Origin of the sequence: Sphingobium fontiphilum (assembly GCF_014196635.1) — a bacterium.
Lineage (GTDB): Bacteria > Pseudomonadota > Alphaproteobacteria > Sphingomonadales > Sphingomonadaceae > Sphingobium > Sphingobium fontiphilum.
Genome location: NZ_JACIEB010000005.1, coordinates 76,850 through 92,944 on the forward strand (window position 1 = coordinate 76,850; position 16,095 = coordinate 92,944).

Consider the following 16,095-nt stretch of genomic DNA (forward strand, 5'->3'; position numbering starts at 1 on the left):
GCATAGTCCCTCCCTATCCAAGACTGATCATCCATATCATGTTCTCCGGCCTCTATTTGTTCCACAATAGCGCGGGTTCGGCGGAATAGCGGACAGTATTTATCCGAAATGGAGCGAAGCAACAGGCGGTGCATGTGCCGCGACGGAAATGATTCCATTATGGACCTATCAATATTCGCCGCCGCCATATCAGCGTCGAAAGCGGACCTCGCCAGCAGCCTCCCACGGCCCGCCGCGATAATGCCACGCGGCCAACCCCGCTATGGCCAGCGGACGCGGCCGGAAATCGTTGGAAAGTTGCCGGTGCAGCGCGCGCGCCTGGTCGACGCTCACCTTGTTCTGCACCGTTATATGCAGCCGGGGCGGCGCGCGATCCTGCGGCGTCAGCAATCCGGCAAAGGCCGCAGCCAGTTCCGCCCGTATCCCGTCAAGCGCCGGACTTTCCACCCGAAAAGCGACGCCATGGCCCAGCGCGATGACCGCCGACAGCATCGCGGATGGCGCAGGCCCGTCACACAGCGCGCGCATTCGCTGCCGCAATTCCGGCAGGATCGACGGCGGCAGATGGTGGAACAATGTGATATGCGCGTCGAGAAAGTTGCGCTCGGGCGGAAAATGGCGGCGGCGCAGGGCATTGGCCCAGGCAAAGTCGGCGGCGCCCATGGTCGCCGTCAGGATGATCGGAGCCGCCCCCTCGGTCATCCTTGCGATCCCGCAACGAGCATTGCCGCACCATAGGCAAAGGGTGTATGATGCAAGAGTGACAGAGCGCGCATGAAGCGCCCGCACCGGGAGAAGATCGCCATGAAAGCATCGCCCTTTTTCGTTCCGATCGCCATCGTGCTGTTGTTGTGGAACCTGATGGGGGTTGCAGCCTTCATCATGCAATTCACCATGGATTATGCCGAACTGGCGAAAACCGATCCCTATACCGCCCGCATGATGACGACCATGCCCGGCTGGTTGTGGGGCGTCTATGCCGTCGCCGTCGGCGCTGGGACGCTGGGCGCGGGGACGCTGCTGGCGCGGCGGGCGGCGGCGGCGGCGCTGTTCGCCCTGTCGCTGGTCGCCGTCATCATCCAGTTCGGCCATGCGCTGGCCCTGACCGACCTGATCGCGGTGAAGGGATGGAGCGCAGCGGCATTCCCGGCCTTCATCGTCCTGATGGCGGCGATCCAATATGGCTATGCCCGCGCGCTTGTCGCCAAGGGCGCCCTGCGCTGAACGATCAGATGATCGTCAAGGCGTCGCCGGGCCGCAGCATCGGCAACAGCGCGAGCATATCGTCGCGGGCGATGGCGACGCATCCTTCGGTCGGGCGCGCGTCGACCCACAGATGAAAGAAGATCGCGCTGCCCATCCCCGGCACGGGCGGCGCGTCGTTGTGGCCCAGCACGACGATGACGTCATAGGCGGAATCGTCGCGGCACAATGTTTCGGCGGAGTGGCCGCGCGGCAGGCGGACCGGGCGGTTATAGGCGGGGTCGGCGGGGTCGTCGGACCAGCCGTCACCCGCCCGCAGCCAGCGCCACGGGATCGCCAGGTCCATCGGCGGAACACGGCCCGGCCGCAGCAATGCGCCGCGCACCGGCCATGCGCCTATGGGCGAACATCCGTCGCCTTCCCGCTTGACATCGGCCGCGCAGGCGCCGCTACGCCCGATGGCGCAGGGCATGTTCCAATCGCCCAGCGTCAACCGCCGCGCGGCGCTGTCGACGATCAGGCGCGCGGTCATAGCTGGTGGCCGGTCCGGTCGCGCTTGGTGGCGAGATAGCGTTCGTTGTGCGGATTGGCGGGCAGGATGATCGGCAGCCGCTCGGCCACGGCGATGCCCGCAGCCTCCAGCCCCGCGACCTTCTGCGGATTGTTGGTCAGCAGCCGCACCTCGCCCACCCCCAGCAGTTTCAGCATCCGCGCCGCGACCGAAAAATCGCGCGCGTCGATGGCAAAGCCCAGCCGGACATTGGCGTCGACCGTATCGAACCCCTGATCCTGCAACGCATAAGCGCGCAATTTGTTGACGAGGCCGATGCCGCGCCCCTCCTGCCGCAAATAGAGCAGAATGCCCCATGGCGCGTCGGCGATGCGGTGCAGCGCCTCATGCAATTGCGGACCGCAGTCGCATTTGAGCGATTCGAGCACATCGCCGGTCAGGCATTCGCTGTGCAGGCGCACGACCGGCGGGCGGCCATCGGGGCGGCCGATGATGAGGGCGACATGCTCGCGCGGCTCCTCCGGGCTGCGAAAGGCGACGATTTCCGCATTTTCGGCCGCCGCCACGGGCAGGCGCGCGCGCGTCGCAATGGCCAGCCGACCCGCGTCGTCATAGGCGTCGATGGCGGCGGCGCTCACGTCGACCTCGCTCTCGCCCTCATCCTTCGCGATCAGGAAGGCGGGCAATATCCCCGCCAGCCGCGCCAGCCGCAGGGCGGCGGCGGCGGCCAGCGGCGCGGGCAGCGGCGCGGTGGCGAACGGCCCCTTCATCGGCGAACCCAGATCGCGCACCGGATCGGCGATGGCCATCGCCACGCCCGCGTCGATCCAGGGCGTACGCGCGATCATCACCGGCTGGTCAGGGTCGGCGGCGGCGCGCTGGTTGGTGAGCTTGAGCGTCGCGGCGCGGGTGGCGGAGATCAGAATGTCGGCTGCGCCATCGGGGTCGAAGGCCGCCAGCGTCACCGCGTCCGCGCCCTCCACCGCCATCAGGCGTAGCGCGCCGTCGGCGGCGCTGACCGTGACCGGCCACCCCCGGCGCAGCGCATCAATGGCGCGAGCGGCGGCGCGCCCCTCCATCAGAAGGCGAACTCGGTGATGATCGGGATATGGTCGGACGGTTTGGTCCAACTGCGGGCGGGTTCGACCACCCGGTGCGACACAGCCTTTGCGGCCAGATCCGGGGTCGTCCACATATGGTCGAGCCGCCGCCCGCGATCCGACGCCGCCCAGTCCTTGGCGCGGTAACTCCACCAGGTGTAGAGCCGCTGCGGCGCGGGATGGAAATGACGGCCCAGGTCCACCCAGTCGTTCGACGCCTGCAACCGGCCGAGTATCTCGCATTCGACCGGCGTGTGGCTGACCACGTCGAGCAACTGCTTGTGGCTCCACACATCGCTCTCCAGCGGCGCAATATTGAAGTCGCCGGTCAATATGGTGGGTTTCTTGTCGAGCGCCGACGACCAGGCGATCATCCGCTCCAGAAAATCGAGCTTCTGCCCGAATTTGGGGTTGAGCGTCCGGTCGGGAATGTCGCCGCCTGCGGGCACATAGACATTTTCGATGCGCACGCCATTGTCCAGTCGCACGCCGACATGGCGCGCCTCGCCATTGGCCTGCCAGTCGAACCGGTCATCTTCATACACAGGCACGCGGCTGATGATGGCGACGCCATGGTGCATCGGCTGGCCATGCAGGATCAGATGCTTGTAGCCGCGCTGGCGGAACATGGCGGCGGGAAAGATCGAATCGATGACCTTCGTTTCCTGAAGGCACAGAATGTCAGGCGATTCCTGCGCCAGAAACTGTTCGACAATGTCGATCCGGGCGCGGACGCTGTTAATGTTCCAGGAAGCGATGCGAAGGATATCGGCCATGGCCATTCCCGTAGGCGCGGGCGGCCCGGGGCGCAAGAGCGGCCGGAACAAACAAAGACCCCCGCTCCGGGGGCGTGGAACGGGGGTCTCATATCGCGCCCTTTAAGCGCTTCGCGACGGGGGGAGCGGAACCGGTAACAGGGGGGAAATCCGGCCGGCGCCTCCCGCCGTTGATTTGGGTTTAGCGCCGTTCATATGAGCGCAGGATGAACGGAAATGTTCAGGTGGCGATCCGCCGCGCGACCGGCCCGGCTCAACCGCCGCCGGGGCGGCCGCGCTGGCGCGGATCGGTCCAGCGGAAGGCCGAATCGGCGACCGGCGCGCCATAACGATGGCCCGTCAGCCGCACCGATGTGCGGTTGTTCTGCGAATCGAGCGCCACCCAGCCATAAAGGCGCAGGCCAGCGGGCGACCCGGCGTCGCGCTGGAACACCATGGTGATGGTGCCATATTCGGGCCGCTTGGGGTCGCGCGCCTGGATGGAGATGGTGTTGGGATCGCCCGTGGGAATCACCTTGCCATAGCGCGAGATGTCCTTGGACGGATCAAGCAGCGCGCCGAGCGGCGAATTGCCGATGGGCCAGCGCTGCACCTGACGCACTTCATAATCGATCATGGTCAGCGCCCTGCCGTCGCCCACGATCAGCAGGGGCACGCCCTTTTGATACTGGAACCGCACCTTGCCCGGCTGCTTCAGGGTCAGCTTGCCGGTCAGCGTCTGGCCGCTGCGGTCGGTCTGCGCGAAATCGGCCACCAATGTGGTGATCGCGCGCAGATGGGCGCTGACGCGGGCAAGGTCGGCGGCGCCCTGCTGCTGCTGCGCGGTCGCGGGCATGGCGACCAGCGCCAGCGGCGCGACGGTCAGGGCAAGGGCCAGTGGCGCGATGATGCGCTTCATGGGAAAATCTCCGGTCTGTTGGAGGAAGGGGATTAGGCGAGCCGCATTGAACCGCCCGTGAACCCGACTGTTCCCTGTCGTTCAGCTTCCGATCAGAGCGGATTGCCGTTTTCGTCGCGCAGCACTTCGCGGCGGCCGACATGGTTGGGCGGGCCGACCAGCCCCTCCTCCTCCATCCGTTCGATGAGGCGCGCGGCGCTGTTGTAGCCTACGCGGAGCTGGCGTTGCAGCCAGCTGGTCGACGCCTTCTGATTCTCGAACACCAGTTGGCACGCCTTGCGGAAGAGTTGCGCGTCGGGGCTGTCGTCGCCCAGGTCGACGCCGTCGAGCGCGAAGCTGCCGTCCTCCGGCTCCTCCGTCACCGACGCGATATAGTCGGGCGTCCCCTGCGCGCGCCAGTGGTCAGCGACGGCGCGCACTTCGTCGTCGGACACGAAGGGGCCGTGGACGCGGGTCAGCGCCTTGCCGCCCGCCATGTAGAGCATGTCGCCCTTGCCCAGCAGTTGTTCGGCCCCCTGCTCGCCCAATATGGTGCGGCTGTCGATCTTGCTGGTCACGAAGAAGCTGATGCGGGTGGGCAGGTTCGCCTTGATGACGCCGGTGATGACGTCGACCGAGGGGCGCTGCGTCGCGAGAATGAGGTGGATGCCGGCCGCCCGCGCCTTTTGCGCGAGGCGCTGGATCAGGAATTCGACCTCCTTGCCCGCCGTCATCATCAGGTCGGCCAGTTCGTCGACCACCACCACGATCTGCGGCAGCGGCTGATAATCGAGCTGTTCCTCTTCATAAATGGGCTTGCCGGTTTCGGGATCGTAACCGGTCTGCACCCGGCGGCCCAACGGCTTGCCCTTGGCCTTTGCGGCGCGCACCTTCTCGTTATAATTGGCAAGGTTGCGGACGGAGATCGACGCCATCATGCGATAGCGGTCCTCCATCTGCTCCACCGCCCATTTCAAGGCCCGCACCGCCTTTGACGGCTCCGTCACCACCGGCGAGAGCAGGTGGGGAATATCGTCATAGGTGCTGAGTTCCAGCATCTTGGGGTCGATCATGATCAGCCGAAGCTGGTCGGGCGTCATGCGATAGAGCAGCGACAGGATCATCGCATTGAGGCCGACCGACTTGCCCGACCCGGTGGTGCCCGCGATCAGGAGGTGCGGCATGGGCGCCAGATCGGCGATGATCGGTTCGCCCGAAATATTCTTGCCAAGGATGATCGGCAGGGCGCCGTCATGCCCGAACTGCTCGCTGGTGATAAGCTCGCGGAAGGACACGCCCTCGCGGTTGGCGTTGGGCAGTTCGATGCCGATAACGGTGCGGCCGGGAATGGTGGCGACGCGGGCCGACAGGGCCGACATGTTGCGGGCGATGTCATCGGCCAGCGCGATGACGCGGCTCGCCTTGATGCCGGGCGCGGGCTCCAGTTCATACATGGTGACGACCGGGCCGGGGCGGACCTCGACGATATTGCCCTTCACATGAAAATCGTCGAGCACCGATTCGAGCAGGCGGGCGTTGCGTTCCAGCGCGGCCTTGTCGATCTTCATCCCCTGGCTGGGGGGCACGGGGGCGAGCAGGTCGGGCGAAGGCAGCGAACCGTTGCCGAACAGATCATCCTGCGACACCGGCGCGAAGGCGCGCTGGGCGGGGGCGGGCTTGGGCGTCTGGATGGTGATCGGCGGTTTGGGCTCGTTCGACACGGCGCGGCGCGGGGCGATCACCCGTTCTTCGACATCGTCGGCGTCGGCGCTCGGCTCATCGGCCGCGCGCGGCGCGAATTCGACCTTGGGCAGCGACAGGCGTGGCAGGCTCGGGCGACGCAGCGACAGGATCGGCTTTTCCAGCGCCAGGCTGCGATACCAGGCATAGATGCCCGTCAGCGCGGCAAAGGCGATGACCGCGCCGTCGATCCAGCCGCGCGCGCCCTCCGGCGCTTCGCCGATCAGACTGCCAAGCCCGCGCGCCACAACCAGCCCCACCATGCCGCCCCAGCCCGAAGGCAGGCCGACCAGCGGATCGGGCTGGAACAGGGCGAGCGCAATGCCGATCAGCGCAATGCCCAGCAGGCATTTGCCCACCTGCCCCTGCCACCCGCTCATGTCCTGATCGCCCCACAGGCGGCGGGCGGTAATCGCCATCAGCGGCAATATGAGCGCCACGGGCACGCCCAGCAGCAGCAGCATGATGTCGGCGGTCCAGGCGCCTGGCGCCCCCATGATGTTGCTGACGCCCGCGCCCGCTACCGTCATCAGCGACGGGTCGCTGGGCGTATAACTGAGCAGCGCCAGCGCGACGAACAACGTGGCGATGATGAGCGCAATCGCCCCGATCAGCGCGCCGCTGCGGATCAGGCTGCGTTTCAGCATGTCGCGCCATTCCGGCGTGCGCTTGGCTCCGCGGCTGACCGCCATGGCACCATGTCCCCCAAATGTTCCTGACAGGCGCTTGTCGCCGAGCGGCGAGTCCGCGTCAAGAGTCCGGCCCTGGGCCCGAGCAGGCTTCCGTAACATCCCTTATGGCGCGAAACGCCCGCAAAACGGCATGGCGGCGGGGCACAGGAAAGGATCACGCCGATGTTCGCAGATTATTATCCCGCCATGGTCGTCATCTCTATGGGCGCCTTTGCCGCCACGCTGCTGTTCGTCAGCATTCAGGATGGCCTTCGCAAGAATTGACGCGAGCGAGCGCCCGCAACGCTTCGCCATCGACCCGCTGCACCGTCCATTCGTCCATCGGCCGCGCGCCCAGCGCCCGGTAAAAGGCGATGGACGGTTCGTTCCAGTCCAGCACCGACCATTCCAGCCGCGCGCAATCGCGCTCCAGCGTAAGACGGGCAAGGCGTTGCAACAAAGCCTTGCCCGCGCCGCCGCCGCGCGCTTCGGGCACGACGAACAGATCCTCCAGATAAATGCCCGGCCGCCCTTCGAAGGTCGAGAAATTGTGGAAGAACAGGGCAAAGCCGACCGGCGCATCATTGCGGTCGGCGATCAGCACCTCCGCCATCGGGCGTGGGCCGAAGAGATGGTTGAACAAGGTCGCCCGGTCCGCCTTCACTTCATGGGCCAGCCGCTCATAATCGGCCAGCGCGCGGATGAAGCCGATGATCGTGTCGATGTCGTCGGGCCGGGCGGCGCGGATGATGATGCTCATGGGGTTCCCTCACAACAGGCCGGGTTCGACATGGGGGGCCGGCGTTGCCGGTCCGCCGCCCTGGGTTCGCGCCGCCAGCAGGCATCCCGCCACGATCAGCCCCGCCCCGGCCAGCGTCGGCAGCGTCAGCCGTTCGCCAAAGGCCAGCCAGCCCAATATCGCCGCCCAGATGAAGGCCGTATATTCGACCGGGATCAGCACCTGCGCCTGCGCGCGGGCATAGGCCCAGGCGAGCGCGGCAAGCGACGTAAAGGCCAGACCCGCCGCCAGCAGCACCATGGGCAGGGCCGAGGACGGCGGCACGGCGAGCAGCCATGGCGCGCCTGGCGAAAAAGCGCCCAGCATCACGAGATGCTGGAAAAAGGCGACCTCCACCGGCGAAGCGAGTTGCGCCTGTTGCCGTTGCAGAATGAGGTTCCAGGCGAAGAGCACCGCCGACGCCAGCACCGCGCCGGCCCCCAGCAGCGCTACGCCGTCATAGCTGCCGCGCATCTTGCCGGACAGGATCACGATGACGCCCAGCAGGCCCAGCACCGACGCACCGATAGCCTGGCGGCTGATCGTTTCGCCCAGCAGCAGCGCGGCGAGATACAGCGCGATCAGCGGCGCGATGAAGGAGAGAGCAATGGCTTCGGCGATGGGCATCCGCATCAACGCCCAGAAGAACAGCATCGCCATGCCCGCGACAACCAGACCGCGCAGCACATGCAGGCGCAGCACCGCGCGCGATGGCCAGGGCTCGCGCAGCAGGAGCATCAGCGCCAGCCCCAGCACACTACCCGCTACCGCGCGCCAGAACAGAGCGTTGTAAAGCCCGATGGCGAGGCTCAACCCCTTCATCGCCGCATCCATGACGGAAAACAGCGCTACCCCCGCGCAGCAGACGGCAAAGGGGATGATCGGAGTGGCGGCGCGATTCATGCCGTCGCCATAGCCGCGCCCGGCGGCGCCGTCACCGCCCCGGTTGACCGGTCAGTGCCCCAGCGCCTTGTGCGTGCAATTTTCCAGCGCGACCATCACATCCATCATGTCGGTCCGGCCGATCGGCCAGCGATATTGCTTGTCGCCCAGGTCGATGGCGATCTTGCCCTTCACCTTCATCAGCGCCTCGATCGTGTCGGCGCCGACAGCCGCCCATGCGCGCGTGCGTTTGGGATCTGTGGCCGCCGCCTTCACCCAGGGGCGCGGGCCGAACAGGAAGGTGATGGTGCGCGCCGGGACAGGCACGCCCGGCACGCTGATCGAATAGGCCAGGTTTCGCGTATAGGCGATGCGCAGCATGTTGGGGCCGGGCGAAAGAGTCGCCGCGCAGCGGTCGAACTGGCCGTTTTCGATCACATAATCGATGGCGAAGGGGCCTGAGCGGCCCTGCGTCACGCTGCGGTTCTGGGCATGAGCGGCAAGCGGGGCCAGCATGACGCCGGCGGCGAGGGCCGCGATGGCGACCGATTTCAGCTTGCGTGAACAGATCATATCATTGTCCTATCGGAAAAGGAGCGGCGGTCCACATCAAAGCGGCTGATATCGGCCGTCTTCGCCCTGGGCCATCAGCGTCAATGAACCGGGGTCGACCTCGACCATGTCCTGCCCGAAATCGAACAGGAAAGCATAGCCCTGAACCACGCGCCAGAAGCGGGTCGCCTCGTCAATATAGCCGCCGTCGCCGCAGACCACGACCGGCGAACCATCGGGCGTGGTCGATCCCTTGGGGTCGGTGTCGACGACCATCGCATCGCTCGGCCAATAGTCGACCCGCGCGGGGCGCGCGGCGCATCTGGCGGCCTCCGCCCGGTCGGGGTTCATTTCGCGCGCGCGGAAGGTGACGGCGGCGGCGGGATCGCCCTCCGCCACATACATGGAAATGACGGGGATCGGTTCGTCCAGCTTGCCCTGCATCGCCGAGGACACAAGTGTCAGCTCGCCCCGCGTCGCATTAGCGGAAAATGCCAGCTTCGTTGCGTTGGCGCCGCATTTGAGGCCGCGATAGAGCAGCACGTCGCCGCCCGCCAGTTCGGTTTCAGCCACCTGCCAGGCGCAGCCATCGGGCGCCTGTGCCGAAAAGTCGTCGACGGCGTTGAGATAGGCGACGGCCCGGCCACGGCACAGGCCGGAGATTTCCAGGCGATCGCCATCGTCGGGGCAGGATTGCGCGCTGGTGGTTTTGGCGGCGACGACGGCATTGTTGGCGACCGCTATGTTGGCGCTTTCATTGGCGGTTTTGGGTTCACCGCCACAGGCCGCAACCCCGGCCAGCAACAGGCCCATAACAACTGTGCGAGCGCGCATCGACAATATCCCCCCGAACTCTGCCGATCCCCTGAGCGGCGATGCCAAGCTGTTACGAACAGAGCGGAAACTGTCAATCGTAATGATTGGGTAACGATTTCCCCGGTCAGATCGCCGGCTGCGCCTTGCCCGCGTCGGTCATGTCGGCTTCGGCCTTCGCCGCCTCGATCTCCGCCGCCTTCATTTCCACCAGTTGCACGATATGGTCGATCATCCCGGCGTCCTGCACCGTATGATCGGTGACGCCCGACAGATAGACCATATGCTTGCCAGCGCCGCCGCCGGTCAGGCCGATGTCCGTTTCGCGCGCTTCGCCCGGGCCATTGACGACACAGCCCAGCACAGACAGCGAGATCGGCGTGTGGATATGCTGAAGCCGCTCCTCCAGCGCCTGCACCGTGCGGATGACGTCGAAACCCTGACGCGCGCAGGACGGACAGGAAATCACCTTCACCCCGCGCGTGCGGATGCCGAGCGACTTCAATATCTCATAACCGACCCGCACTTCCTCTTCCGGTTCGGCCGACAGCGATACGCGGATGGTGTCGCCGATCCCGGCCCACAGCAGGTTGCCGATGCCGATGGCGCTTTTCACCGTGCCGCCGATCAGGCCGCCCGCCTCGGTAATCCCCAGATGCAGCGGACAATCGACCGCTTCGGCCAGTTGCATATAGGCGGCGACCGCCAGGAACACGTCCGACGCCTTCACCGCCACCTTATATTCGTGGAAGTCGCGGTCCTGGAGCAGCTTGATATGGTCGAGCGCGCTTTCGACCAGCGCGTCGGGGCAGGGCTCGCCATATTTTTCGAGCAGATCCTTCTCCAAGCTGCCCGCATTCACGCCGATGCGGATCGAACAGCCATTGGCCTTCGCCGCCTCCACCACTTCCTGCACGCGCGCGTCCGACCCGATATTGCCCGGGTTGATGCGCAGGCAGGCCGCGCCCGCGTCCGCCGCTTCCAGCGCGCGCTTGTAATGGAAATGGATGTCGGCGACGATCGGCACGCGCGCTGCGCGCACGATCTGCTTGAGCGCCGCGGTCGACTCCTCGTCAGGGCACGATACGCGGATGATGTCGACCCCGGCATCCTCGCACCGGCGAATCTGGTCGATGGTCGCGCGCGCATCCGACGTCAGCGTGTTGGTCATCGTCTGGACCGACACCGGCGCGCCGCCGCCGACGGGGACGTTGCCGACCATGATCTGGCGACACTGGCGGCGGGCGATGTCGCGCCAGGGGCGCAGGCCGGGATTATGCTCGGACATGAAAAAGGGGCTCCGTAGGTACGAAGCCCCTATAGGGATTAATGGCGCGGTTTAGAAGCGCGCGGTCAGCGATGCGGCGAACTGGTCGGCATTGCCGCTGGTCAGCGACCGGGTGGTGGCGACCACGGTCGCGGGCGCGGGATAATATTCGTCCGGGCGGATGATGTTCGCCTTGCCCACGAAGTTATGCGCGTAGCTGACATTGAGGGCAAAGGCGTCCGACAGGTTGAAGGTCGCCCCGCCCGATAGCCAGACGCGATCGCCATCGGGTACGCGCGTCGTCAGATATTGCGGATTGGTGGGCGTGCGGTCGAACATCGTGCCGGCGCGTAGCGTCAGCCTGTCGCTGACGTCATATTCCCCGCCCACGCTCATGGAATAGCTGTCGCGATAATGGAGTTCCTTGACCGAAGCCGCAGCGCCTTCGGGCTGGATGTTGATTTCGCGGAACACCGACCAGTTATACCAGCGCGCCGTCAGCATCGCCCGCAGACGCGGGGTCAGGCTGCGGGTCAGGCTGACCGTCACTATGTCGGGCAGGGTCAGCGGCGCCGAGACGGGCAGGTCGACATTGCCTGCCGCGATCGGGCCGAGCAAACCGGTCACCACATAGCGGCCGCCCAGACTGTGCTTCATGCGAGACCGGTAATGCACACCGAAATTGGTGCCCCCGCTGGTGTAGAATGCGCCCAGATTCCAGCCGAAGGACAAATCGTCGCCCGTCACCGACAGCAGCCCGTCGGGGGCCGAGGGGGACAGATTGGGCAGCGCGTTGGTCAGCTTCACCTTCACATATTGCGCGTCGATTCCGCCACCGATCGACAGGTTGTCCGTAATGCGGAAGGCCAGTGAAGGCTGGATATTATAGGTTTTGAGGTCGGTGTGCAGCGAATCATAGCGGCCGAAGAAATCGGGATCATAATCCAGCTTCAGACCGAACGGCGCGTTGACGCCGATACCCGCCCACAACCGGTCGTTGACCTGCGCCGTCGCATAGAAGCTGGGCACGGGAATGACCTTGTGGAACGGATTGCCGCCCGAACCGCCCGACACCGGAACCTGCACGGGCAGGCCGGGCGCCGAACGCGTCGTGCCGCGATTGGTCTGAAGCGCGGTGGGCATCAGCGCGATGGCGCCGGTCGAAATCTGAATGCCGGGCAGCGCCGTCATCGCCGCCGGGTTGAAATAGACGGTCGAGGGGTCATCCGCCGCCGCCGCCCCGCCCGACAGCGCGCGGCCGGTTTCCAGCGGCGATTGTTCCTGCAAGTAAAAGCCGCCGGCCAGGGCGGGCGCGGACGTCAGGGTGCCCCCGGCAATGGCAAAAATGAACATGGCGCGATGGCGGGCACGAAACACGGGCGATTCCTCTTCCTTGTGATGGGAATGGGCGCCGTTCAGCTCGCGCGGGCGCCGCTCCCCCTTTGACCCGCAACTAGCAAGCAAAGGGTTAATATCCCAGCAACCATGGGGTTTTCTGCGGTTTTGTGTGCAACTGGTGCAGCTGTGCAACAGGTGCCGCTACGACATGGGAAACCCTCTCCCTGGGCCAAGGGCTGCCTGTGCCGGACAGATCTGCTAAGCCACGGGCAAAGGTCGCTCTTCAACACGGATTTCTGATCGCCATGCCGCTTTCCTCCGCCGAATCGCCGGCCGCCCGATGGACCCTGCTCGTCCATGGCGGCGCGGGTGCCATGACCCGCGACTGGCTGACGCCCGATCAGGACGCCGCCGGGCGCGCGGGGCTGAACGCGGCGCTGGACGCTGGGGAGGCCGTCTTGGCGGGCGGCGGCGGCGCGCTCGACGCGGTGGAGGCGGCCGTTCGCATGCTGGAAGATGACCCGCATTTCAACGCCGGACGCGGATCGGTCTTCACCTATGAAGGGCGGATCGAGCTGGACGCGGCGATCATGGACGGGGCGCGCCGCGACGCCGGCGCGGTGGCGGGCGTCACCCGCGCGCGCAACCCGGTGTCGCTGGCCCGCAGGGTGATGGAGCATAGCCCCCATGTGCTGCTGTCGCGAGAAGGGGCGGATCGCTTCGCAAAGGAGCAGGGGGTGGAGCGGGTCGACCCCGCCTGGTTCGAAACCGCCGAGCGCCGCCGCCAGCTGGAGGAACTGAGGGCGAAGCCCGACGGCTGGTATGATGTCGACATGAAATATGGCACGGTCGGCGCGGTCGCCTGCGACATGCACGGGCATGTCGCCGCGGCCACCTCGACCGGCGGCCTTACCGGCAAGCGCTGGGCGCGGATCGGCGACAGTCCACTGATCGGAGCGGGCACCTATGCCGATGATCGCGGCTGCGCCGTGTCGGCCACCGGGGCGGGCGAGTTTTTCATCCGTGTGGGGGCCGCGCATGAAATCGCCGCGCGGATGCGGATGATGGGCGAAAGCGCGCAGGAGGCGGCAACCGCCCTCTTTTCCGAAATCGGCGCGATGGGCGGGGTGGGCGGCGTGATCGTCGCCGCGCCCGATGGCGGCCATGCCATATATTTCAACACGCCGGGCCTCTATCGCGGCTATGCGTCGGCACAGGGCGGACGAAAGGTTGCGATCTATGGCGATGAATAAGATGCGCCTGTGGCTGACCATGCTGGGCATGGCGATGCTGCTGGCCCCCCACCCCGCCATGGCATGGTGGGACATGGGCCACACCACCGTCGCCCGCATCGCGCAGGCCAACGTCGCGCCCAAGACCCGCGCCGCCATCGCCGCGCTGCTCCGCCATGCGCCCGACCTGGCGACGCCCGGCTGCCCGGTGAACACGATGGCGACGGCCAGCGTCTGGCCCGATTGCATCAAGGCGCTGGGCGACCGTTTCAGCTATCAATATAGCTGGCATTACCAGAATATCTCGATCTGCCAGCCCTATGACGTCAAGGCCGCCTGCCCTGACGGCAATTGCGTGACGGCGCAGATCGACCGCAATTTCCGGCTGCTCAAGGACCGGAAGCTGCCCGCGCGCGAACGGTTGATGGCGCTCGCTTTCCTCGTCCATTTCGTCGGCGACCTGCACCAGCCGCTGCACGGCGCGGACAAGGGCGATCTGGGCGGCAACCGCCAGCGCGCCGATTATGGCGATTATGCGCCGGAAAAGCTGAACCTTCACAGCATCTGGGACGGATGGCTGGCCGAACGCGCGATCACCACGCCGCCGCCGCTGGTGCGCCAGTACAGCGCCGCCGAACGCGCCGCCATGGCGGGCGGCGGCACGGAGGACTGGAGTCGGGAAAGCTGGGCACTGAGCCGCGACATGGCCTATGGCCTGGCGCTGGGCGGCGACCCGTGCGCGCAGCAGGAGCCCAAACGCGGCAAGCTGGACCAAAGCGCCATCGAAAAACTCGTGCCGGTGGTGCGCGAACAGGTGGAAAAGGCCGGCCTGCGCCTCGCTCGCCTGCTGGACGAGGCGCTGGGATAAGCGAACCTAGCCGTCCGACGGCGATTCAGACACCCCGGCCGAGCGCGATGTTGACGATATGGGCCTGGGTATATTCATGCAGCCCGTCCTGTCCCAGATCGCCGCCCATGCCCGACTGGCGCGCGCCACGGAAAGGGATTGCCGCGTCCAGCGCGGCGTGCTGGTTGATCCACACGGTGCCCGAACCCATGCGCATGGCGACCTGCGCCGCGCGGTCCACATCGTGGCCCCATACCGATCCGCCCAGGCCATAAACGCCCGCGTCGGCGCGGGCGACCGCTTCGTCTATGTCGCTATAGGACAGGACGGGCAGCACCGGCCCGAACTGTTCCTCACGCACCAGCCGGGCGTCGTCGGGCAGGTCGCGCACGATAGTCGGCGCGATGAAGTAACCCGGCCGGTCGATCGCCGCGCCGCCCGCCAGCACCCGGCCCTGCTCGGCCGTTTCAGCGAGCAGCGCCTTCACCTTCTCATATTGCGCTGCATTCTGGAGCGGCCCCATCTGCGCGCCCTGCCGCGCGCCATTGTCGACGACATGCGCCTGCGCCAGCCGCACCAGTTCGTCGCAGAACGGCTCCATCATCGTTTCGGGCACATAGGCGCGCTTGATCGCCACGCACACCTGCCCCGCATTCATCATTGCACCCGCAAAGATCCGGCGCGCGGCGACGACCGGGTCGGCATCGTCCAGCACGATGGCCGCATCATTGCCGCCCAGTTCCAGCGACACGCGACGGATGGCCTGCGCGCCGGCAGCCATGACCTTGCGCCCGGTCGCGGTCGACCCGGTGAAGGACAGCATGGCGATGTCAGAGTGGCCGGTCAGCGCGTCGCCCAGGTCGTTGCGGTCGCAGATGATGTTGACGACGCCGGGCGGCAGAAGTTCGCGGCAGATTTCGCCGAAGAGCAGCGCGGTGAGTGGTGTGGTCGGCGCGGGCTTGGCGACGATGCAATTGCCCGCGACCAGCCCCGGCCCGATCTTGTTCATCAACAGCAGCAGCGGATAATTCCACGGCACGATGGCGGCGACCACGCCCAGCGGGGTGCGATGCTCGACAATCCGCGCCCGCCCGTCGTCGCGCAGCACCCGGCTTTCCGGGCGCATGGCGGCAAAGGCGCGCAATGTCTCGACCGCGCCCGCCACTTCATGGCCCGCCTGCGCCAATGGCTTGCCCTGTTCGGCGGTAAGCAGCGCGGCGAACTCGTCGGCGCGCGTCGCCAGCGCATCGGCCAGGCGCGCAACCAGCGCCGCGCGATCGTCGACAGGCGTCGCCGCCCAGCGGGGGAACGCCGCCACCCCTGCCGCCACCGCACGATCAAGCAGCGCGCGGTCGGCATGGGGGCAATGGGCGAAGGGTCGCCCGGTGGCGGGATTGATCACCGGGAAATTGCCCGCGCCCGCCACGGCCGCGCCGTCGATCAACATTGCAAATGTCCGGTCCATGGCCTTCATCCCGATCCGTCTGGCAGGAGAAAGGCCATAGGCC

16 protein-coding genes are annotated in these 16,095 nt (G+C 66.5%); 3 read left to right on the forward strand and 13 right to left on the reverse strand.

What is annotated here, in order from left to right; translation table 11 throughout:
- Positions 1 to 189 precede the first annotated feature (189 nt).
- On the reverse strand, positions 190 to 702 hold the full coding sequence (locus GGR44_RS11240; protein ID WP_183955695.1) for a 2'-5' RNA ligase family protein: 513 nt from the start codon (positions 700 to 702) through the stop codon (positions 190 to 192).
- A gap of 102 nt (positions 703 to 804) precedes the next feature.
- On the opposite strand from GGR44_RS11240, the gene GGR44_RS11245 reads away from it, so the two are divergent.
- Entirely contained in the window at positions 805 to 1,224 is a 420-nt protein-coding gene (locus GGR44_RS11245) for a sugar transporter (RefSeq protein ID WP_183955897.1), read from the forward strand.
- 4 nt (positions 1,225 to 1,228) lie between these two features.
- On the opposite strand, the gene GGR44_RS11250 is transcribed toward GGR44_RS11245, so the two are convergent.
- From GGR44_RS11250 to GGR44_RS11300, 11 genes are all read right to left on the reverse strand, one after another.
- Complete coding sequence (locus GGR44_RS11250; RefSeq protein WP_183955696.1) at positions 1,229 to 1,735, reverse strand: L,D-transpeptidase family protein; 507 nt, start codon at positions 1,733 to 1,735, stop codon at positions 1,229 to 1,231.
- The gene (ribA, locus tag GGR44_RS11255; RefSeq protein WP_183955697.1) at positions 1,732 to 2,793 is read right to left on the reverse strand and encodes a GTP cyclohydrolase II; all 1,062 of its coding nucleotides are present in this window, start codon (positions 2,791 to 2,793) and stop codon (positions 1,732 to 1,734) included. The genes GGR44_RS11250 and ribA overlap by 4 nt, the downstream gene beginning before the upstream one ends.
- Positions 2,793 to 3,590 (reverse strand): exodeoxyribonuclease III, encoded by a 798-nt coding sequence (locus GGR44_RS11260; protein WP_183955698.1) that lies wholly within the window; start codon positions 3,588 to 3,590, stop codon positions 2,793 to 2,795. The genes ribA and GGR44_RS11260 overlap by 1 nt, the downstream gene beginning before the upstream one ends.
- A 253-nt stretch (positions 3,591 to 3,843) precedes the next feature.
- Positions 3,844 to 4,488 carry a LolA family protein gene (locus tag GGR44_RS11265; protein ID WP_183955699.1) on the reverse strand — a complete coding sequence of 215 codons (645 nt, stop codon included), beginning with the start codon at positions 4,486 to 4,488 and terminating at the stop codon, positions 3,844 to 3,846.
- A 92-nt stretch (positions 4,489 to 4,580) separates the two neighbouring features.
- On the reverse strand, positions 4,581 to 6,899 hold the full coding sequence (locus tag GGR44_RS11270; RefSeq protein WP_183955700.1) for a DNA translocase FtsK: 2,319 nt from the start codon (positions 6,897 to 6,899) through the stop codon (positions 4,581 to 4,583).
- Positions 6,900 to 7,131: 232 nt separating this feature from the next.
- Positions 7,132 to 7,638: a GNAT family N-acetyltransferase gene (locus tag GGR44_RS11275; RefSeq protein WP_183955701.1), complete on the reverse strand. Its 507-nt coding sequence runs from the start codon at positions 7,636 to 7,638 to the stop codon at positions 7,132 to 7,134.
- Between the two features lie 9 nt (positions 7,639 to 7,647).
- Positions 7,648 to 8,559 carry a DMT family transporter gene (locus GGR44_RS11280; protein ID WP_183955702.1) on the reverse strand — a complete coding sequence of 304 codons (912 nt, stop codon included), beginning with the start codon at positions 8,557 to 8,559 and terminating at the stop codon, positions 7,648 to 7,650.
- Positions 8,560 to 8,610: 51 nt separating this feature from the next.
- Complete coding sequence (locus tag GGR44_RS11285; protein ID WP_183955703.1) at positions 8,611 to 9,111, reverse strand: hypothetical protein; 501 nt, start codon at positions 9,109 to 9,111, stop codon at positions 8,611 to 8,613.
- Positions 9,112 to 9,147: 36 nt separating this feature from the next.
- The gene (locus GGR44_RS11290) at positions 9,148 to 9,924 is read right to left on the reverse strand and encodes a hypothetical protein (protein WP_183955704.1); all 777 of its coding nucleotides are present in this window, start codon (positions 9,922 to 9,924) and stop codon (positions 9,148 to 9,150) included.
- Between the two features lie 106 nt (positions 9,925 to 10,030).
- Entirely contained in the window at positions 10,031 to 11,191 is a 1,161-nt protein-coding gene (gene ispG, locus GGR44_RS11295; protein ID WP_183955705.1) for a flavodoxin-dependent (E)-4-hydroxy-3-methylbut-2-enyl-diphosphate synthase, read from the reverse strand.
- 51 nt (positions 11,192 to 11,242) lie between these two features.
- Positions 11,243 to 12,523: an OmpP1/FadL family transporter gene (locus GGR44_RS11300; protein WP_183955898.1), complete on the reverse strand. Its 1,281-nt coding sequence runs from the start codon at positions 12,521 to 12,523 to the stop codon at positions 11,243 to 11,245.
- Positions 12,524 to 12,813: 290 nt separating this feature from the next.
- Between GGR44_RS11300 and GGR44_RS11305 the strand changes: the two genes are divergently transcribed.
- A complete protein-coding gene (locus tag GGR44_RS11305) occupies positions 12,814 to 13,761 on the forward strand; it encodes an isoaspartyl peptidase/L-asparaginase family protein (protein ID WP_183955706.1) in 948 nt (315 codons plus the stop codon).
- Positions 13,748 to 14,608 (forward strand): S1/P1 nuclease, encoded by an 861-nt coding sequence (locus GGR44_RS11310; RefSeq protein WP_343052329.1) that lies wholly within the window; start codon positions 13,748 to 13,750, stop codon positions 14,606 to 14,608. Before GGR44_RS11305 ends, GGR44_RS11310 begins: the two co-directional genes overlap by 14 nt.
- 25 nt (positions 14,609 to 14,633) lie before the next feature.
- Here GGR44_RS11310 and GGR44_RS11315 read toward each other — a convergent pair whose 3' ends face one another.
- Positions 14,634 to 16,052 (reverse strand): aldehyde dehydrogenase family protein, encoded by a 1,419-nt coding sequence (locus GGR44_RS11315; protein ID WP_183955707.1) that lies wholly within the window; start codon positions 16,050 to 16,052, stop codon positions 14,634 to 14,636.
- Positions 16,053 to 16,095: the final 43 nt, after the last annotated feature.